Below are 19,312 nucleotides of genomic sequence, written 5' to 3'. Positions count from 1 at the left end.
GCGATAATGCGATATTATAAACAGGTATATTTCCAGTTACTGACTAATGTAGGTGTAATGAAGATTCCTCCACGATTACAACCCCTCGTTGAAGATGGTCTTGTTGATGACGTTTTATCTCAACTGATGAGCGGTAAAGAAGCCTCTGTGTATGTTGTTCGCAGTGGTGGCAAAATTTGTTGCGCCAAGGTCTATAAAGAAATCGATCAGCGTAGCTTTAAAAAAGCGGTTACTTACCGTGAAGGACGTAAAGTGCGCAATAGCCGCCGCGCTCGTGCAATGGAAAAAGGCTCTAAATTTGGTCGCGATGAGCAAGAAAAAGTATGGCAACAGGCTGAAGTCGATGCACTGTCATTATTGCTAAAAGCGGATGTGCGTGCGCCAATCCCTTATGGTTGTTTTGATGGGGTGTTATTGATGGAGTTAATTACAGATGCCGATGGCGCTGTTGCTCCACGTTTAAATGATATCACGCTAACCAAAGAACAAGCCTTACGCGATCATGCGTTAATGATCACCTATATTAAGCGCATGTTATGTATTGGTCTTATTCATGGCGATTTATCTGAATTTAATGTGCTGGTGGATGGTCAAGGCCCAGTGATTATTGATTTACCTCAAGCGGTAGATGCTTCTGCAAATAATAACGCTAAATGGATGTTTGAGCGTGATGTCAATAACATGGCCAATTATTATGGTCGTTATGCGCCAGAAGTACTTGAAACTCAATATGGCAAAGAAATGTGGGCATTATTTCAAGCGGGTACGCTAACGCCAGAGACTGAATTAACAGGCGTGTATATTGAAAGCGAAGTTGATGCTGATATTGATGGCTTAATGGCTGAAATCAATGCCGTTATGGCTGAGGCTGAATTACGTCGAGCCCGTTTCATGGATGAAATAAATGAAGAGGAAAGTGAGTAATCGCTATCGTCATTTAGTTTGATATCGCAATATTTTACATGAAAGCCTCAACCTTTGGTTGAGGCTTTTTTATCGCTGTTATTTGACAAATGAGTAGCTGGCAATAACGGCTTTAGCCTGACCGTTACTATTAACCGCGGCAATACCTACTCCTAGTGCTTTAATGTTTACTGGTTGAAATTTATCACCATAGTTAGCCATAAATTGAGTCAGTTTTTGAGGATCAGATTGCGCTAATAAAGTGATATGAGGCTCAAAGTTAGTAAAGACATTAGGACTACCATAACGTTGGAATGCAGCCAGTTTTTCAGGGTAGTGATTTACCCAAGCAGGTGCTTTTTGATCCATGGTACGTAGTGGAGCGACAGTAATTGCTGCAGTATCTGCTAAACGTTGCAGTTCACGAGTGTTACTTACCCCAAGCATCAACCAATCTCCCTTGGTACGCTCAATATGATCAAGAGTTAATGGAAATTGATGCCATTGGCTTGCAAGTTGTTGGGCTTGTTGCTTAAGTAACTTGAGATTTGAGGTTGAATATTGAGATAAATATAGCGTGATATGAGGTAAATAACCTTGGCTATAAAGGGAGGATAGTTGTTGTTGTTTTAGTTGATTGCTAATGGTTGATACTGTTGTATCAACATTGTGGCTTGGGATTAAAAACAGATTATAGCTGGTTGTTGAGGAGGGGGAAGGGCTTGCCAGCGCGACTTGACTGATACTAATCAAAGCCAGTGTTAACATGCATTTTTTAAGCATTTGAAGATTCCTAGAAGTAACCAATAATTGATTATATTCCTTTTAGGGATATCTTTTTGTGGGTACGTTGGCAACATTCACCGTCAAATAGCGTAAATTAACGATTCTTTAAATGATTTTATCAGTTTGCTCGCTAATATTTTTCATAGCAGGATTTGTCTGATTTTATAGACGATAACGACTTATTTTAATAGGAATGGATATTTTAAACTTAAACCGCCATTAATACCTGAACTAGGTATTAAATGAGCATGATTGTTTGGCTGTTGAATTGTCTATCAACGTCAATATCCTTATTTTTTATAATGTTTTATGACTGTTTAACTAACAATAGCCTTAAAGTCAGCGTTAATGATGACTTTAGTTTATAAGATCATAAAAACTAATATTATTGTCATACAAAAAGCAATTGTTATGATATGTAAACATAGCGTTCATGCATTTAATGCACTTAATTAATAACTCTTTTGCTTTTAGACTCAGGGCAAATGTTTATTAACTCAAAAGCATAATAATGAATAGATCAGAACTCTTTACACCAATGAAAATTGGTAGCGTAACTATTAAAAACCGAATTGTAATGGAACCAATGGGTCTTATGGGACTTGCTGGCCGTGAAGGCGAATTTAATCAACGCGCTGCTGATTATTTTGTTGAAAGAGCGAAGGGCGGTGTGGGTCTGATTATTACGGGTTTTACGAAGGTAGAAAATGAAATTGAGCGCATGAAAATGCCGACATTTACCTGTGTAACTCATAATCCTACTGCTTTTGAAAATTCATGTTATGAAATGATTGAGCGTGTACATTCTTATGGCGCAAAAATCTTTTTACAAGTGTCTGCTGGTCTTGGTCGAGTAGCAAAACCGACGCTGCTTGAAACTCAACCAGTTGCACCAACAGAAGTGCCTAACTACTGGCAACCTGATGTGATGTGTCGTGCTTTAACCACGGAAGAAGTGGAACGCATTATTTCTCGTTTTGAAGAAGCGGCTGCCATTGCTAAAAAAGTTGGTTTTGATGGCATTGAATTGCATGCAGTTCATGAAGGTTACTTAGCTGATCAATTTACCATGTCAGTGTTTAACAAAGATCGTAGCGATCGCTTCAATGGTGATTTGGAGCAGCGTGCGACTTTCCCGATTGAAATTCTTAAAGCTATTCGTCGTGGTGCGGGTGAAAACTATCCAGTAACCGTACGTTACAGTATTCGCTCATTCATTAAAGAATTGGGTAAAGGCGGTATTAATGTCGCAGCTAAAGAATCTGGACGTGATACTGAAGAAGGACTTGAGTTAGCTAAGATCCTTGAAAAAGCGGGTTATGATGGCTTTAATGCGGATACGGGCTCTTATGATGCATGGTATTGGGCGCATCCACCGCTATACGCTAAAGATGGTCTATATCTTCCATTTGTTAAACAACTTAAAGATGCTGTTAATGTGCCTATCATCATGGGCGGTAAGATGGGTGATCCTCAACTAGCTCAAGACTCGATTAAAAATGGTTCAATTGATTTTGTCGGTCTAGCGCGTCCGTTATTGACTGATCCTGAGTGGCCAAACAAGGTCATGAAAAATCGTGAAGAGCAGATTCGTCCTTGTATCGGTTGTCATGATGGTTGTTTACAGCGTATTTTTAACCATAAGCCAATCTCATGTTCAGTAAACCCTGCTTGTGGTCGTGAAAAAATTTACAATATTGAAAAAGCATTAGAGCCTAAACGTGTGATTGTTATCGGTGGTGGTATTGCTGGTCTTGAAAGTGCACGAGTAGCGAAACTTGCTGGTCATGAAGTAAAGTTATTTGAAAAATCAGATCAAATTGGTGGCCATATTTACGAAGCCGCAGCCCCTGATTTTAAAAAAGCGGATGAGAAACTACTTGATTGGTATCGTGTTGAGTTAGAACGCCTTGCTGTGCCGATGTATTTAAATACCGCTATTGATAAAGACTCAAAAGAGTTAGATGACGCGCAAGCCGTAATTATTGCAACAGGTTCAGTGCCAGTACGGTTACGTAATATTGAAGGTATTGATGAACCTCAGATTTGTAGTGCTGATGATATCTTATTAGCCAAAAAGCCAGTGGGTAACAACGTGGTGATTATCGGTGGTGGTCTAGTGGGTTGTGAAGTCGCGCTGTGGCTGAAAAACCAAGGCAAGCAAGTAACAGTGGTTGAATATCTTGCTAACGTGATGGACGGTGGTGCTGATACTAACTGGGCTAACAAATCAATGTTGCTTGATTTAATGGAAGAAGCACAAGTTAACATTATGACCAGCAGTAAGTTTATCGGTTATAAGAATGGTCATGCGCATATTGAAACCGCTACTGGAGTTGAGCAGATTGCGGCTGATAATGTTTGTATTGCCGTTGGTTATTCAAGCGTTAACGATCTTCATGATGAGATTTTAAGTCGCGGTAAAGATACTTACCTCATTGGTGATGCACGTAAAGTGTCTAATATCATGAATGCGGTGTGGGATGCTTACGAAGTCGCACGTAATATTTAAATAAATTTATCAAGTTCAATATCAAGGCACACTCATTTGAGTGTGCCTTTTTTTGATCCATTGTTACTGAATATTAAATATTTTTATCATGATACGAGATACGAGATACGAGATACGAGATACGAGATACGAGGTATGAGATGAGAGATGAGAGATGAGAGATGAGAGAGAGACGAGAGACGAGAGACGAGAGACGAGGTGTTGGGTTTTAGATGCGAGGCGTGAGTTGCGTAGGCTTAAATTATAAAATAGGCACTTAAATGCAAATAAATCATAAGGTTACAAGTTGATGATGGTTGTGATAAATAGAACGAATAAAAAAGGCATGCTATTACTAGCATGCCTTAATATTATTAATGAGAGTAAATATCTTAACGCTTGATCACTTTCACTTTGTAGACACCATCAACGTTGTAAACACCGTGGATGTCAGTTTCAAAGCCAGGGAAGTGATTACCAATTTCACATAGCATTTCAAGGAAATCTAATACTGGACGAGATTGCTCAGTAACCATTTCACCAGGAAGCACAACAGGCACACCTGGAGGATAAGGTAGGATCATATTGGCGCTAATTTCATTAACCATTTCAGATAATGGAATTTCACGCACTTCACCACGTAACTCTTGTTGCCATGCATCGTGTGGTGTCATCTTCATTTCTGGTAACACATCAAATGCTTTGTACATTAACTCTGGTAATTGGTATTCCACTGTTAGATCGTGAATACCTTGAGCGAGATCTTGTACGCGCATATTAGTGTAGAACTGAGGATCTTCTTTAAATAATGAAGGTAAGAATGACTTAATCGTCATGTTACGATCGTAACCACGTTTGAACTCAGTCAGAGCACGTAGTAATTGCATTGCTTTTGGCTTATCGATACCGATAGAGAACAAGAACAATAGGCTATATGGGCCAGTTTTTTCTACTACAATACCGTGTTGATCAAGGAACTTAGCTACAAGTGATGCTGGAATACCAGAACTTGCAAGTTCACCGTCTTCGTTCATTCCTGGTGTTAACAGAGTGATCTTAATTGGATCAAGGAACATATGATCTTCATCGATATTCTTGAAACCATGCCATTTTTCATTTGGTTTTAGATTCCAACATTCAGTAGTATCGATGTTTTCTGGTTGCCATACATCAAAGAACCAACCGTCACATTCTGAACGTAATTTTTTGATTTCTTTACGGAAACGAATAGCGCGATCAATTGAATCTTGAATTAAACGACGGCCTGCATTGCCATGCATCATTGCTGCTGAAATTTCAGCTGATGCCACAATACCGTATTGTGGTGACGTTGAGGTGTGCATCATAAAGGCTTCGTTGAAAGATTCTTCTTCCAATTGACCTTTAACATGGATCATTGATGCTTGTGAGAATGCAGCCAATAACTTATGAGTTGATTGCGTTTCATAGAACACTTTACCCGGCATTGCATCACCACTCATACCACACTTACCTTCGTAAATAGGGTTAAAGTTAGTGTAAGGTACCCAAGCACTATCAAAGTGAATGAACTTAGTATCTAGTGATTCTTTGATAAATTGAGTGTTATAGAACAAACCATCGTACGTTGAGTTAGTAATAACCGCATAGCCAGGTTTAGTTGCGCCTGGAGTATTAGCAACTTTCTCTGCAATTACTTCACGGCTAAATTCGCTTTTAGGGATACCACCTAAAATACCGTAAGCATTACGAGTTGGACGGAAATAGATTGGCACGACATCGGTCATCATCATCATGTGAGTTAATGATTTATGGCAGTTACGGTCAATCAATACAGTGCTACCAGCTGGTGCTGAAAACATACCAACAATTTTATTCGCTGTTGAAGTACCGTTAGTCACAATGTAAGAACGATCAGCGTTAAACGTACGCGCAATATATTCTTCAGCTTCTTTATGTGGACCAGAGTGATCCAATAATGAGCCTAATTCAGGCATTGAAATTGAGATATCAGCCTTGAATGTATTTGCACCGTAAAAATCGTAGAAAATACTACCTACAGGGCTTTTGTTAAAAGCAGTACCGGACATATGGCCAGGGGTACAGAATGTATATTTAGCTTCATCAACATAGTTAAATAATGCTTTGGTCAGTGGCGGTAGAATACTGTCTTTGTAGTCTTCTGTTGCTTGCTCAATTTTATGGGCAATATCAGAAGCACTACCAAGGCAATATTCAAAGAAATAAATATTTAAGCGAAGATCCGCCAAGTTAATATCTAACGTTGAATGTTCGTTAGCGAATGCATATAGCGGTAGTTTTTCGTTAATTTGGTTGATTTGTTGGCATAAGTCTAATGAGTAAGTATCCCAGTCAAAAATCACACCACTGATACGTGGGTTCATTTCAAGTAGTTTCATTAAATCTTTTTCATCAACAGGGTAAACAACCTTATAGCCACGAGTTGCTAATGCTTGTTCTAATTCTTGTACTGGGTATTTTTTGAAGAATACGCCTAAGTTATTTAAGATTGCTATGGTATTCATTGTTGAATATCTCCAGGGTAAATAAAGGCGCACCACTCCAATTAGGGAGGTGTAGTTGTGCGCCTTGATAATATTATTAGGGGGTTAAACTTAGTGAGATTGCGCTACTTTATTCGCTTGTTCTTGTTGTTCTAGTTGTAAGTGTTGACGGAAGCCAAGCTTACGAGCGTAGAACATGAAGATAGCTAGCGAAACAACGAAAGTTGCGGCTAATGCTGATGGATCTGCACCGATAAGTGCAATGAAACAGAAGATACATGCAACACCTGCAAATAACATCACAAACACATTGCGAGTTGTCATTCCTTCGTAACGGATAAGGTTAACCGCTGAGTAGAAGTAAGGCAGCATAGTTAATAACACTGCGTCAGAGGTTAAAATATCGAATAAGTTTGAAGCATGGCTATTACTAGAGCTAAAGATAGTGATTGCAATCATCAAGATAGTCATCATCACCGAGGCCAAAACCAACCCTTTTTTCGCCACGCCGTTTTTATCTGTTTCACCAAAAACAGCGGGGAAGTTGCCATCATTAGCTGCACGTTTGCCGGCCTCACCCACTAACATCATCCAAGAGCCTAGAGATGTAAAGCACGCCAAAGCGGTAAATGCTGCAACAAATGGAGCTGTCCAAGCACCAAAGATAGCGGTTGTTGCAAGTGCAAATGGTGCACCAGAAGCCGCAACTTCAGAAGCTGGGAACATACCAGCAATAACTTGGGTTGATAGAATATAAATAACACCAGCAATAACTGTTCCGAGTAGCGTTGCTAATGGAACTGTTTTCTTCGGATTTTTCACCATACCAGATGATACCGCTGCTGATTCAACACCAACAAATGACCAAAGTGTGATCAGTACCGCGCTAACAATAGCGTGTGAATTTGAGCTGTGTGATGTATTCCAGTTTTGCATGTAAGTTGTCGCATCAAAATGCCCCCAACCAACAACTGCAGTACCAACGATAGGAACAAGAATAAGTACTAAGCCTAATGTACATAGACGACTGACCCATGAACCACCCAATAAGTTAATAATGGTGAAAACCCACACTGAGGCAATAGTTGCGATTGCCGCTGGAATAGTGTTGTTCAAAATTGGGAAGAACACAGAAAGGTACGATACCCCAGTGATAGCGATAGCAAGGTTACCAATCCAGTTAGCATGGTAATAAAGCACACCTGTTTGGAAACCAAAAGCAGGTGAAACTTCACCAGCGTAGGCAATTGGCCCACCTTCTTGAGGGTTATTCGTTGCTAAACGAGCGTAAACAAAGGCCAAAGACAATGCGCCAACTAAACAAATAATCCAGCTATAAATAGATATTGAACCTACTTTTGCCAATGTCGAGGGCAAAAGTGCGATACCACTACCCATCATATTACCAGCTACCACACCGGTACAGGCGATTAAGCCTATCTTTTTTGATGTATCGGACGACATGTAACAATCTCCAAATAATACAATTATATTTAAAATGTTTACGCACGTTTAACGTCAGTAATTAAGAAGTTTTCACTTCCATACAATCAATGACTAGTGAGTTCGATTTAATCTACAGCAGAGAGCAGCGTTAATTAAATAACCTTCTACTCAAGGATTTTAAAATAATAAAATTGGTTTTTTTTAATTTAATTTATTTTGAAGCCCTTATTAATCAGTTACTTAGCTTGTTAGTGAAAAAGTAATTTATTTATCAATAAAATAATGACAGTTTGATAATCTTTATAAACTCTTAGCTGGAGATTAATTTAAGCAGCCATTGTAATGTTGTTATTGTTATTAACGGTAAATCTGAGCTACTACTCAGTATGATCACTAAGTTCGAAACCTATTAGGCCTATTAAATGGGTAATCGTTACTCACTGAGTAATTGTTTAATGCTAAATATTTAGACGTTCTAAACTTAATGAAGAGGAGTGATTTCAGAAGTATTTATTTGTGATATGAAGACCAGTTTTTGACACAGCTGCAGCGTTTCTTCAGAAGGAGATAAATACATAGCCATACTATAATACTCATTGGCTTGCTGTTTTTTATAAGTAAGCTCACTGATCTTACCTAATAAAATATAGCGTAAAGCAGTATTTTGTTGAGACTGCAATGCTGCCAGTGATAAATAATGTTCAGAAGCCGTTAAGTTACCTTGGTACAGTTCATTAAGCGCTAAAGCATCGTATATTTCACTGGATACGAGTTGTTGATTAGATGTAATACTTTTGACTAATGCTTTGCCATAGTTCATTAATTTTGGCATTGATGTTACTTTATTGTTTATGGTAAGTATGATCGCATAAGCAAGGTATCGTTGTGCTAATAAATAACTATTTTGGGGGGATAACTGAATAAGTTTATTGATTTGCTTAATATAACTAATATTTGTCTGGCCATCATTGGTAATGACACTAGGTAACTCAAGATAACCATACAATATATTAGAGTTGGTGAGAGTAATATGATTCTGAGTTTGTTGATGGTTATAATTTAAGGATTGTATTAATTTATTGAGCAGATTATCTACAGTGATGTACGAATTATTACGATCAAGATGAAGGCTTTCTTGTAACATAATTGTTTTTGATATGTTGTTAAATAATTTGATGTGTAATTGGTGTTGCTGATTTACGTATAGCGATAGTGTTTTACCAGCATTAGGTTGATGGCTGAAATTACTGATGTAATTTGTAGATTTAAACAATGAGTCTTTTATTATATTTGCTATTGAATACAGCTGATTAGTTGATGACTGCTGTGCTAATTCAATATTAATTAAGCGCGGATTTAAGATTGTGGTTGGTGGCGTAACTTTTTCGTTACTCCAGCTAATGAAAACAAGTGTTATTAGTAACATAGTTAAAATACAAACATCAAAAAACCAATGATTCCATTTAACATTATTTGAATTTGTAGTTGTCGCCGATGGCGCTTCTCTTGAGGTTTCGTTAAAAGCGCGCGTCATTGGCCCTGCTGGGAATGATGCCTGGGGTGAAGTATCATTAGTATGCTCATGTGAAGAGTGAAACTCTTCTAGCTTAAAACCTGTATTAGGATCGACATATATTTGTTGTACACCAATATCAAGCTTATAGCCTCGCTTCGGAATAGTAATAATCCAGTGATCTTCATCCATTTTTTTGAGTGTTTTACGTAATTCAAAAATAGATTGCGTCACGACTTGTTCACTAACAACAGCACTATCCCAAACGTTTTCAATTAATTCATCTCGTGTAAAAACAATACCTTGATGTTTAGCTAAAAAGGCTAATAGCTTGGTTATTCTTGGTTCAATAATATAATTTTGTCCTGATTTATATAAACAATTTTCTGTTGTAATTAATAACCAGTTATTAATTTTATAATTTACCCAAGCCATTTGGTTTTAATTCTATTGTTAATAATTAGGATGATATTAATTCTATATTATTTGCTTTTATATATAGATGGAATTTTTTATTTAAATGGTAAGCGTAATTTCATATTTCATTTTTAATTATAAAGAATAAATAAATTTTATATTTCTAATGTTTTGTGATGAATATCACGTTTTTTATTTTGTGGTTATTTATTTTAAAGTAAGCTCATAATCGGATTATAAATATGGTTTTTTTAAATAAATATTCGATTACATGCATTTTAATAAAGTGATTAAACGATGAAGGTAATATTATGTTAGAAACTGAAATTGATGAAAACAGACTGATAGCAGAGCGCCGAGCAAAACTGGATTATATAAGAAAAGATTGTAAAGCAAATGGTCACCCTAATACTTTTCGTCGATTGAAATTAGCGAGTGACTTAATAACTGAATATAAAAATAAATCTAAAGAAGATTTAATTAATACTACTTATACCACTGCTGTTGCTGGTCGTATTATGGCAAAACGTGGGCCATTTCTAGTATTACAAGATGTTTCTGGACGTATTCAAGTTTATGCCAATAAACAAGTTCAGGAAGAATTAAAACAAAAATATCATGGTTTAGATATTGGCGATATTATCGGTGTTAAAGGTCAATTGCATCGTTCAGATCGTGGTGAACTTTATGTCAATATGGATAACTATGAGTTACAAACCAAAGCACTACGCCCGTTACCTGAAAAATATCATGGCTTAACAGATCAAGAGCAGCGTTACCGTCAACGCTATGTTGATTTGATCATTAATGAAGAATCTCGTAATACCATGATTATGCGTTCTAAAGTGGTCGCTGCGATTCGTCAATTTATGATCACACAACAATTTATGGAAGTTGAAACGCCGATGATGCACCCGATTGCTGGCGGTGCTTCTGCTCGACCTTTTGTTACCCATCATAATGCGTTAGATATTGATATGTATCTTCGTATCGCACCAGAGCTTTACTTGAAGCGCTTGGTTGTTGGTGGTTTTGAACGGGTATTTGAGATTAACCGTAACTTTCGTAATGAAGGTCTTTCACCGCGCCATAATCCAGAATTTACCATGATGGAATTTTACATGGCGTATTCTGATTATAATGATTTGATTGATTTTACAGAAAATTTATTGAGTACTATTGCCAAAGATCTTTGTGGTAATACAGCGTTACCTTATGGTGAGCACGTTATTGAGTTTAATGGCCCTTATGCTCGTATGACGATGTTAGCTGCGATTCAACATTACACCCAAGACAATGCTCGTATCCAAGCGTTAACATATGATGATGTTAAGAATCGTGAATTAATGGCTGATATTGCGCGAGAAGTTGGTCTAACGGTTGAACCATTCTGGACTTGTGGTCAGTTGTTAGAAGAAATTTTTGGTGAAACTGCTGAGCCTAAGTTAATTCAGCCAACATTTATTACTGGTTATCCTGCTGATATCTCCCCATTAGCGCGTCGTAGCAATGAAGATTCATTCTTGACTGATAGGTTTGAGTTTTTTGTTGGTGGCCGTGAGGTTGCTAATGGCTTCTCTGAGCTAAATGACGCTCAAGATCAAGATGCGCGTTTTAAAGCACAGATGGATGCTAAAGATGCTGGAGATGATGAAGCGATGCAATATGATGAAGATTATATTCGCGCATTAGAGTTTGGCTTACCACCAACAGCTGGTGAAGGTATTGGTATTGATCGTTTAGTAATGTTGTTTACTAATGCGCATACTATTCGTGATGTGATTTTATTCCCATCAATGCGCCCTAATAATAATTAATAGATAGCTAGTTCGTTAATCTACTTTTGTTCAATGCAAAAAAAAGCCTCAATTTACACAATTGAGGCTTTTTATTCGATAGCGTTTTAGTTAGTGACTATCAGCGTGACCGTTAATCCGGTGTTTAGTTACAAAACCAACCAAGATACACATCACAAATACTGCTGCATACAAGCCATTAGCCGTAACTAATGCTGCGTGTGCGCCGTAGTTTTTAACAATAGGGCTTGTGACCACGAAAGTTAACATGGTACCGATTGTGCCGCATAACAGAATAAAGTTAACCAGTTTTGGTGATGATACTTTGGTCTGTTGTGAGCCTAACGTAATGATAGTGGTGTAAATAGCACTACTGATAAAGCCAAGTGCTGAAATAATATAGATAAGGTTATGTGGGTCAGTATCTTTATTAAATAGATACATCAATACAGTGGCTAATCCAGATAAAACAACCACAAAGTAATGCAGGTCGAATTTTTTCAGTAACACACTGAAAATCCACATACCAATCATATAAGCACCCCAGAAGTAGCTCACTAATTGGCTCGCATCACTAATAGATAAACCTAGTTTTTGGGTTGCATACTCAGGGATCCAAGAAATAAAGCCAAGTTGACCTAGGATGTAGCATAAAGCAGCGATCGCTAGAAATAGAACACCCAATCCCCATTTTTCTTTTGGTTCATTAGTTGTTGTTTCTTGAGGCGCATCTTTTCCTAATACAGGGAAAGTTGAGATTAATGCTAATAGGAAGATAGCAAGGTAGATAACGCCGATAGCTGCATATACCCAATACCATTGCATGTGGTGCGCAAGTACTGCTGCTGAAATTACAGGGAAAATCATTCCGGCCATACTGAAAAATGAATCAGTGAATAGCAGGCGTGAACCTCGTTGCTTACCATCATAGATATGAGTGATTAAGTAAGTACCAATCGACATGGTAATACCACTCACAACACCTAATACGAACATGCAGCCAGAGAATATAGCAAGATTATGACCGAAAATTAGGCCAAGAATTGCTAATAGCATGAGAATAAAACCAAAAATGAGCTGGCGCTTAAGTGGCACAATTTCCATCAACCAAACATTAAGGAAGATTGAAATTAAAATACCAGTATTAAGAAACGTAAAAGTGTTACTCATGCTAGATATTGGCAAATCAAAATATTTGGCAATATCTCCCATAACGATACCGGTGACGATAATCAGAGATCCAGTTAGGGCATAAGATAAGAAACTTATCCACGTCAGAAGGATGCGATTCTGGTTTGTCATAGCAAATCCTGTATAGCTTTCGATTGTAATTAAAGAGGCAGACGAGATGCCAATTAATGAAAGGGCTGAATCCTAACATAAGGACTAGCTTTGTTTGTGACATACATCACCATTATATGACATGGAAGAATTTATCATACCAATAAGATATGAATAATCAGTATTTATGAGATGGCATTCTATTACTGGTTGTTTTCATTGTTTTTATTTTGGTGTGAATTTAAGTTTTTTTAACAATATTCGGTTGTTATTTATTTTCTCTCTCTTTATTAACAAAGCTTTTGATGATTTTGGTCTATTTATAGCATTTAGTTACTTTCAGCTATAAATAGAGGGAGTATTAAAGCGAACCAAGGTATGTCAAAGCACAATTAAAGATGATTTTTAAATCATATTTAATGAATTTGGTTGTAGTGTGTGCGAACGTGTGTTTTTTTTTATATTTTTGAAAATTAACCCTTGCCAACGTGATCGAAGTCTCTATAATGCGTCCTCACTGACACGGAGCAAGCCATTGGCTAGCAACGAAATCAGTATTGTTCTTTAACAATTTGACCATGCAATCTGTGTGGGCACTCACTGAATAGTTAAGTCGAAAGATTTATCAATAAACTGAGTGACCAAAACAAAATGACCCTATCTATTTATAGAGAAGATTATTTTGGCACAGTTATTTAATTATCATTTTTAAATGATAAAAAGCTTTAATTTACATTCTTTATTTATAAAGAAAAGGTATTTAAAGTCAGTATTTATTGAGCCGGTCGAAAGACCAACAAAACTTTAATTGAAGAGTTTGATCATGGCTCAGATTGAACGCTGGCGGCAGGCCTAACACATGCAAGTCGAGCGGTAACAGAAAAAGAAGCTTGCTTCTTTTGCTGACGAGCGGCGGACGGGTGAGTAATGCCTGGGAATATACCCTGATGTGGGGGATAACTATTGGAAACGATAGCTAATACCGCATAATCTCTTCGGAGCAAAGAGGGGGACCTTCGGGCCTCTCGCGTCAGGATTAGCCCAGGTGGGATTAGCTAGTTGGTGGGGTAATGGCTCACCAAGGCGACGATCCCTAGCTGGTCTGAGAGGATGATCAGCCACACTGGAACTGAGACACGGTCCAGACTCCTACGGGAGGCAGCAGTGGGGAATATTGCACAATGGGGGAAACCCTGATGCAGCCATGCCGCGTGTATGAAGAAGGCCTTCGGGTTGTAAAGTACTTTCAGTTGTGAGGAAGGCGTTGGAGTTAATAGCTTTAGCGTTTGACGTTAGCAACAGAAGAAGCACCGGCTAACTCCGTGCCAGCAGCCGCGGTAATACGGAGGGTGCGAGCGTTAATCGGAATTACTGGGCGTAAAGCGCATGCAGGCGGTCTGTTAAGCAAGATGTGAAAGCCCGGGGCTCAACCTCGGAACAGCATTTTGAACTGGCAGACTAGAGTCTTGTAGAGGGGGGTAGAATTTCAGGTGTAGCGGTGAAATGCGTAGAGATCTGAAGGAATACCGGTGGCGAAGGCGGCCCCCTGGACAAAGACTGACGCTCAGATGCGAAAGCGTGGGGAGCAAACAGGATTAGATACCCTGGTAGTCCACGCCGTAAACGATGTCTACTTGAAGGTTGTGGCCTTGAGCCGTGGCTTTCGGAGCTAACGCGTTAAGTAGACCGCCTGGGGAGTACGGTCGCAAGATTAAAACTCAAATGAATTGACGGGGGCCCGCACAAGCGGTGGAGCATGTGGTTTAATTCGATGCAACGCGAAGAACCTTACCTACTCTTGACATCCAGAGAATTCGCTAGAGATAGCTTAGTGCCTTCGGGAACTCTGAGACAGGTGCTGCATGGCTGTCGTCAGCTCGTGTTGTGAAATGTTGGGTTAAGTCCCGCAACGAGCGCAACCCTTATCCTTGTTTGCCAGCACGTAATGGTGGGAACTCCAGGGAGACTGCCGGTGATAAACCGGAGGAAGGTGGGGACGACGTCAAGTCATCATGGCCCTTACGAGTAGGGCTACACACGTGCTACAATGGCGTATACAGAGGGCTGCAAGCTAGCGATAGTGAGCGAATCCCACAAAGTACGTCGTAGTCCGGATTGGAGTCTGCAACTCGACTCCATGAAGTCGGAATCGCTAGTAATCGTGAATCAGAATGTCACGGTGAATACGTTCCCGGGCCTTGTACACACCGCCCGTCACACCATGGGAGTGGGCTGCACCAGAAGTAGATAGCTTAACCTTCGGGAGGGCGTTTACCACGGTGTGGTTCATGACTGGGGTGAAGTCGTAACAAGGTAGCCCTAGGGGAACCTGGGGGCTGGATCACCTCCTTACCTAAAGACTTTTCTGTTTTATGCAGTGTCCACACAGATTGCTTGGTCGAAATGTAAAAGAGCCAACATAAGTTGCCCAACAACTTATGTTATGAACATTGTCCCGTTCGTCTAGAGGCCTAGGACACCGCCCTTTCACGGCGGTAACAGGGGTTCGACTCCCCTACGGGACGCCACTTCTCTTTGAAGTGAAAATTGGGTCGTTAGCTCAGTTGGTAGAGCAGTTGACTTTTAATCAATTGGTCGCAGGTTCGAATCCTGCACGACCCACCATTTCCTTTCCACGAAGGAAAGCTAGTTTGATTTTACTTTTTAAAGTGAAAGCAAATAGCAACTATCGTGGGCGATTAGCTCAGTTGGGAGAGCACCTCCCTTACAAGGAGGGGGTCACTGGTTCGAGCCCGGTATCGCCCACCACTTTCTCTTCATAGAGAACTTCTCCTAAAGAAGTAAAACTTTAAGGGGCTATAGCTCAGCTGGGAGAGCGCTTCGCTGGCAGCGAAGAGGTCTGCGGTTCGATCCCGCATAGCTCCACCACTTTTTAAATGCATTCTGAAGAGTGTAATTAAAAAGTGGTTATTTAACGATAATTGCATGCTCTTTAACAATCTGGAAAGCTGACTAGTAAATTCAATCGAAAGATTGATTTTAAAAAATGTTTTTATTCTTTGAATAAAAACGAGTTCTCAAAACATACACATTCAAGTGTCTGTGTTTGGTTTCACTTTTTAAAGTGAAGACAAATAAATGAGTCCGGCGAAAAACCAATGTTTAATAGTTTCTTGATCGGATTATTAAACGCAAACCTTGGTTGTTTGAACATACAAGACCTCTTGGGGTTGTATGGTTAAGTGACTAAGCGTACACGGTGGATGCCTTGGCAGTCAGAGGCGATGAAGGACGTATTAACTTGCGATAAGCCCAGATTAGGCAGTAAAAGCCACTTGAGTCTGGGATTTCCGAATGGGGAAACCCACTAGCATAAGCTAGTATCATTAACTGAATACATAGGTTAATGAAGCGAACCGGGGGAACTGAAACATCTAAGTACCCCGAGGAAGAGAAATCAACCGAGATTCCGGTAGTAGCGGCGAGCGAAACCGGATTAGCCCTTAAGCTAGTTCTGCGTTAGGTGAAGGTTCTGGAAAGGACCGCGATACAGGGTGATAGCCCCGTAACCAACAACGCTTTATTAGTGAAATCGAGTAGGACGGGACACGTGATATCCTGTTTGAACATGGGGGGACCATCCTCCAAGGCTAAATACTCCTGACTGACCGATAGTGAACCAGTACCGTGAGGGAAAGGCGAAAAGAACCCCTGTGAGGGGAGTGAAATAGAACCTGAAACCGTGTACGTACAAGCAGTAGGAGCCCACTTGTTGGGTGACTGCGTACCTTTTGTATAATGGGTCAGCGACTTAATTTTAGTAGCAAGGTTAACCGTTTAGGGGAGCCGTAGGGAAACCGAGTCTTAACTGGGCGTCATAGTTGCTAGGATTAGACCCGAAACCGAGTGATCTAGCCATGGGCAGGTTGAAGGTGAGGTAACACTTACTGGAGGACCGAACCGACTAATGTTGAAAAATTAGCGGATGACTTGTGGCTAGGGGTGAAAGGCCAATCAAACTCGGAGATAGCTGGTTCTCCCCGAAAGCTATTTAGGTAGCGCCTCGGACGAATACTACTGGGGGTAGAGCACTGTTAAGGCTAGGGGGTCATCCCGACTTACCAACCCTTTGCAAACTCCGAATACCAGTAAGTACTATCCGGGAGACACACGGCGGGTGCTAACGTCCGTCGTGAAGAGGGAAACAACCCAGACCGCCAGCTAAGGTCCCAAAGTTATAGCTAAGTGGGAAACGATGTGGGAAGGCTCAGACAGCCAGGATGTTGGCTTAGAAGCAGCCATCATTTAAAGAAAGCGTAATAGCTCACTGGTCGAGTCGGCCTGCGCGGAAGATTTAACGGGGCTAAGCTATACACCGAAGCTGCGGCAATGTGAATTCGTTCACATTGGGTAGGGGAGCGTTCTGTAAGCCGTTGAAGGTGCATTGTAAAGTGTGCTGGAGGTATCAGAAGTGCGAATGCTGACATGAGTAACGATAAAGGGAGTGAAAAACTCCCTCGCCGGAAGATCAAGGGTTCCTGTCCAACGTTAATCGGGGCAGGGTAAGTCGACCCCTAAGGCGAGGCCGAAAGGCGTAGTCGATGGGAAACGGGTTAATATTCCCGTACTTCTTATAATTGCGATGGAGGGACGGAGAAGGCTAGGTGAGCCTGGCGACGGTTGTCCAGGTCCAAGTATGTAGGCTGATGAATTAGGCAAATCCGGTTCATCTTAAGGCTGAGATACGATGTCGAGCTACTACGGTAGTGAAGTCATTGATGCCATGCTTCCGGGAAAAGCTTCTAAGCTTCAGATTATAAGAAATCGTACCCCAAACCGACACAGGTGATCAGGTAGAGAATACCAAGGCGCTTGAGAGAACTCGGGTGAAGGAACTAGGCAAAATGGTACCGTAACTTCGGGAGAAGGTACGCTCCTAGCGGTGATGAGACTTGCTCTCTAAGCTGCCGGGAGTCGCAGATACCAGGTGGCTGCAACTGTTTATTAAAAACACAGCACTGTGCAAAATCGAAAGATGACGTATACGGTGTGACGCCTGCCCGGTGCCGGAAGGTTAATTGATGGGGTTAGACTTCGGTCGAAGCTCTTGATCGAAGCCCCGGTAAACGGCGGCCGTAACTATAACGGTCCTAAGGTAGCGAAATTCCTTGTCGGGTAAGTTCCGACCTGCACGAATGGCGTAATGATGGCCACGCTGTCTCCACCCGAGACTCAGTGAAATTGAAATCGCAGTGAAGATGCTGTGTACCCGCGGCTAGACGGAAAGACCCCGTGAACCTTTACTATAGCTTGGCACTGAACATTGACCCTACATGTGTAGGATAGGTGGGAGACGTTGAAGCAACCGCGCCAGTGGTTGTGGAGTCAATCTTGAAATACCACCCTTGTATGCTTGATGTTCTAACGTTGGCCCCTTATCGGGGTTACGGACAGTGCCTGGTGGGTAGTTTGACTGGGGCGGTCTCCTCCCAAAGAGTAACGGAGGAGCACGAAGGTGGGCTAATCACGGTCGGACATCGTGAGGTTAGTGCAATGGCATAAGCCCGCTTGACTGCGAGAATGACAATTCGAGCAGGTGCGAAAGCAGGTCATAGTGATCCGGTGGTTCTGAATGGAAGGGCCATCGCTCAACGGATAAAAGGTACTCCGGGGATAACAGGCTGATACCGCCCAAGAGTTCATATCGACGGCGGTGTTTGGCACCTCGATGTCGGCTCATCACATCCTGGGGCTGAAGTCGGTCCCAAGGGTATGGCTGTTCGCCATTTAAAGTGGTACGCGAGCTGGGTTTAGAACGTCGTGAGACAGTTCGGTCCCTATCTGCCGTGGGCGTTGGATGATTGAGAGGGGCTGCTCCTAGTACGAGAGGACCGGAGTGGACGAACCGCTGGTGTTCGGGTTGTATCGCCAGATGCATTGCCCGGTAGCTAAGTTCGGAATCGATAACCGCTGAAAGCATCTAAGCGGGAAGCGAGCCTCAAGATGAGTCATCCCTAGACCTTTAAGGTCTCTAAAGGGTTGTTGAAGACTACAACGTTGATAGGTCAGGTGTGTAAGTGCTGCGAGGCATTGAGCTAACTGATACTAATTGCCCGTGAGGCTTAACCATACAACACCCAAGGGGTTTTTCTTCTCAAAGAGAAGAGACGGACTCTGCAAACGCTTGAATGCGTGTTGAGAACAACTAGTTAGA

The 19,312-nt window shown here is 40.8% G+C and carries 8 protein-coding genes, 4 tRNA genes and 2 rRNA genes; 9 read left to right on the top strand and 5 right to left on the bottom strand.

The window, feature by feature from the left end; translation table 11 throughout:
* The first annotated feature begins 57 nt into the window (after positions 1–57).
* On the top strand, positions 58–924 hold the full coding sequence (locus tag PPBDW_RS13530; protein WP_036796093.1) for a PA4780 family RIO1-like protein kinase: 867 nt from the start codon (positions 58–60) through the stop codon (positions 922–924).
* Between the two features lie 78 nt (positions 925–1,002).
* Here the strand turns inward: PPBDW_RS13530 and PPBDW_RS13525 are convergent, their stop codons facing one another.
* On the bottom strand, positions 1,003–1,686 hold the full coding sequence (locus tag PPBDW_RS13525) for a 2'-5' RNA ligase family protein (protein WP_036796092.1): 684 nt from the start codon (positions 1,684–1,686) through the stop codon (positions 1,003–1,005).
* A 514-nt stretch (positions 1,687–2,200) separates the two neighbouring features.
* Between PPBDW_RS13525 and PPBDW_RS13520 the strand changes: the two genes are divergently transcribed.
* The gene (locus PPBDW_RS13520) at positions 2,201–4,201 is read left to right on the top strand and encodes an oxidoreductase (protein WP_036796090.1); all 2,001 of its coding nucleotides are present in this window, start codon (positions 2,201–2,203) and stop codon (positions 4,199–4,201) included.
* A 371-nt stretch (positions 4,202–4,572) separates the two neighbouring features.
* On the opposite strand, the gene cadA is transcribed toward PPBDW_RS13520, so the two are convergent.
* From cadA to PPBDW_RS13505, 3 genes are all read right to left on the bottom strand, one after another.
* The gene (cadA, locus tag PPBDW_RS13515) at positions 4,573–6,705 is read right to left on the bottom strand and encodes a lysine decarboxylase (protein ID WP_036796089.1); all 2,133 of its coding nucleotides are present in this window, start codon (positions 6,703–6,705) and stop codon (positions 4,573–4,575) included.
* 90 nt (positions 6,706–6,795) lie between these two features.
* On the bottom strand, positions 6,796–8,148 hold the full coding sequence (gene cadB / locus PPBDW_RS13510) for a cadaverine/lysine antiporter (RefSeq protein WP_036796088.1): 1,353 nt from the start codon (positions 8,146–8,148) through the stop codon (positions 6,796–6,798).
* 463 nt (positions 8,149–8,611) lie between these two features.
* The gene (locus PPBDW_RS13505; protein ID WP_036796087.1) at positions 8,612–10,078 is read right to left on the bottom strand and encodes a winged helix-turn-helix domain-containing protein; all 1,467 of its coding nucleotides are present in this window, start codon (positions 10,076–10,078) and stop codon (positions 8,612–8,614) included.
* Between the two features lie 293 nt (positions 10,079–10,371).
* Between PPBDW_RS13505 and lysS the strand changes: the two genes are divergently transcribed.
* Positions 10,372–11,877, top strand: a complete 1,506-nt coding sequence (gene lysS, locus PPBDW_RS13500) for a lysine--tRNA ligase (protein ID WP_036796086.1) — start codon at positions 10,372–10,374, stop codon at positions 11,875–11,877.
* 90 nt (positions 11,878–11,967) lie between these two features.
* Here the strand turns inward: lysS and tsgA are convergent, their stop codons facing one another.
* Entirely contained in the window at positions 11,968–13,158 is a 1,191-nt protein-coding gene (tsgA, locus tag PPBDW_RS13495; RefSeq protein ID WP_036796085.1) for an MFS transporter TsgA, read from the bottom strand.
* A gap of 784 nt (positions 13,159–13,942) precedes the next feature.
* Between tsgA and PPBDW_RS13490 the strand changes: the two genes are divergently transcribed.
* From PPBDW_RS13490 to PPBDW_RS13465, 6 genes are all read left to right on the top strand, one after another.
* Positions 13,943–15,489, top strand: a 16S ribosomal RNA gene (locus PPBDW_RS13490).
* 100 nt (positions 15,490–15,589) lie between these two features.
* A tRNA-Glu gene (locus PPBDW_RS13485) sits at positions 15,590–15,665 on the top strand.
* 21 nt (positions 15,666–15,686) lie between these two features.
* Positions 15,687–15,762 (top strand) — tRNA-Lys (locus PPBDW_RS13480).
* A 68-nt stretch (positions 15,763–15,830) separates the two neighbouring features.
* A tRNA-Val gene (locus tag PPBDW_RS13475) sits at positions 15,831–15,906 on the top strand.
* Between the two features lie 44 nt (positions 15,907–15,950).
* Positions 15,951–16,026: transfer RNA gene (locus PPBDW_RS13470), tRNA-Ala, on the top strand.
* Positions 16,027–16,334: 308 nt separating this feature from the next.
* Positions 16,335–19,228 (top strand): 23S ribosomal RNA (locus PPBDW_RS13465).
* Together the 16S and 23S rRNA genes with 4 tRNA genes alongside form the textbook arrangement of a ribosomal RNA operon.
* The last annotated feature ends 84 nt before the right edge of the window (positions 19,229–19,312 follow it).

Origin of the sequence: Photobacterium kishitanii (genome assembly GCF_000613045.3) — a bacterium.
Lineage (GTDB): Bacteria > Pseudomonadota > Gammaproteobacteria > Enterobacterales > Vibrionaceae > Photobacterium > Photobacterium kishitanii.
This window is presented reverse-complemented; position numbering and strand designations above follow the sequence as displayed.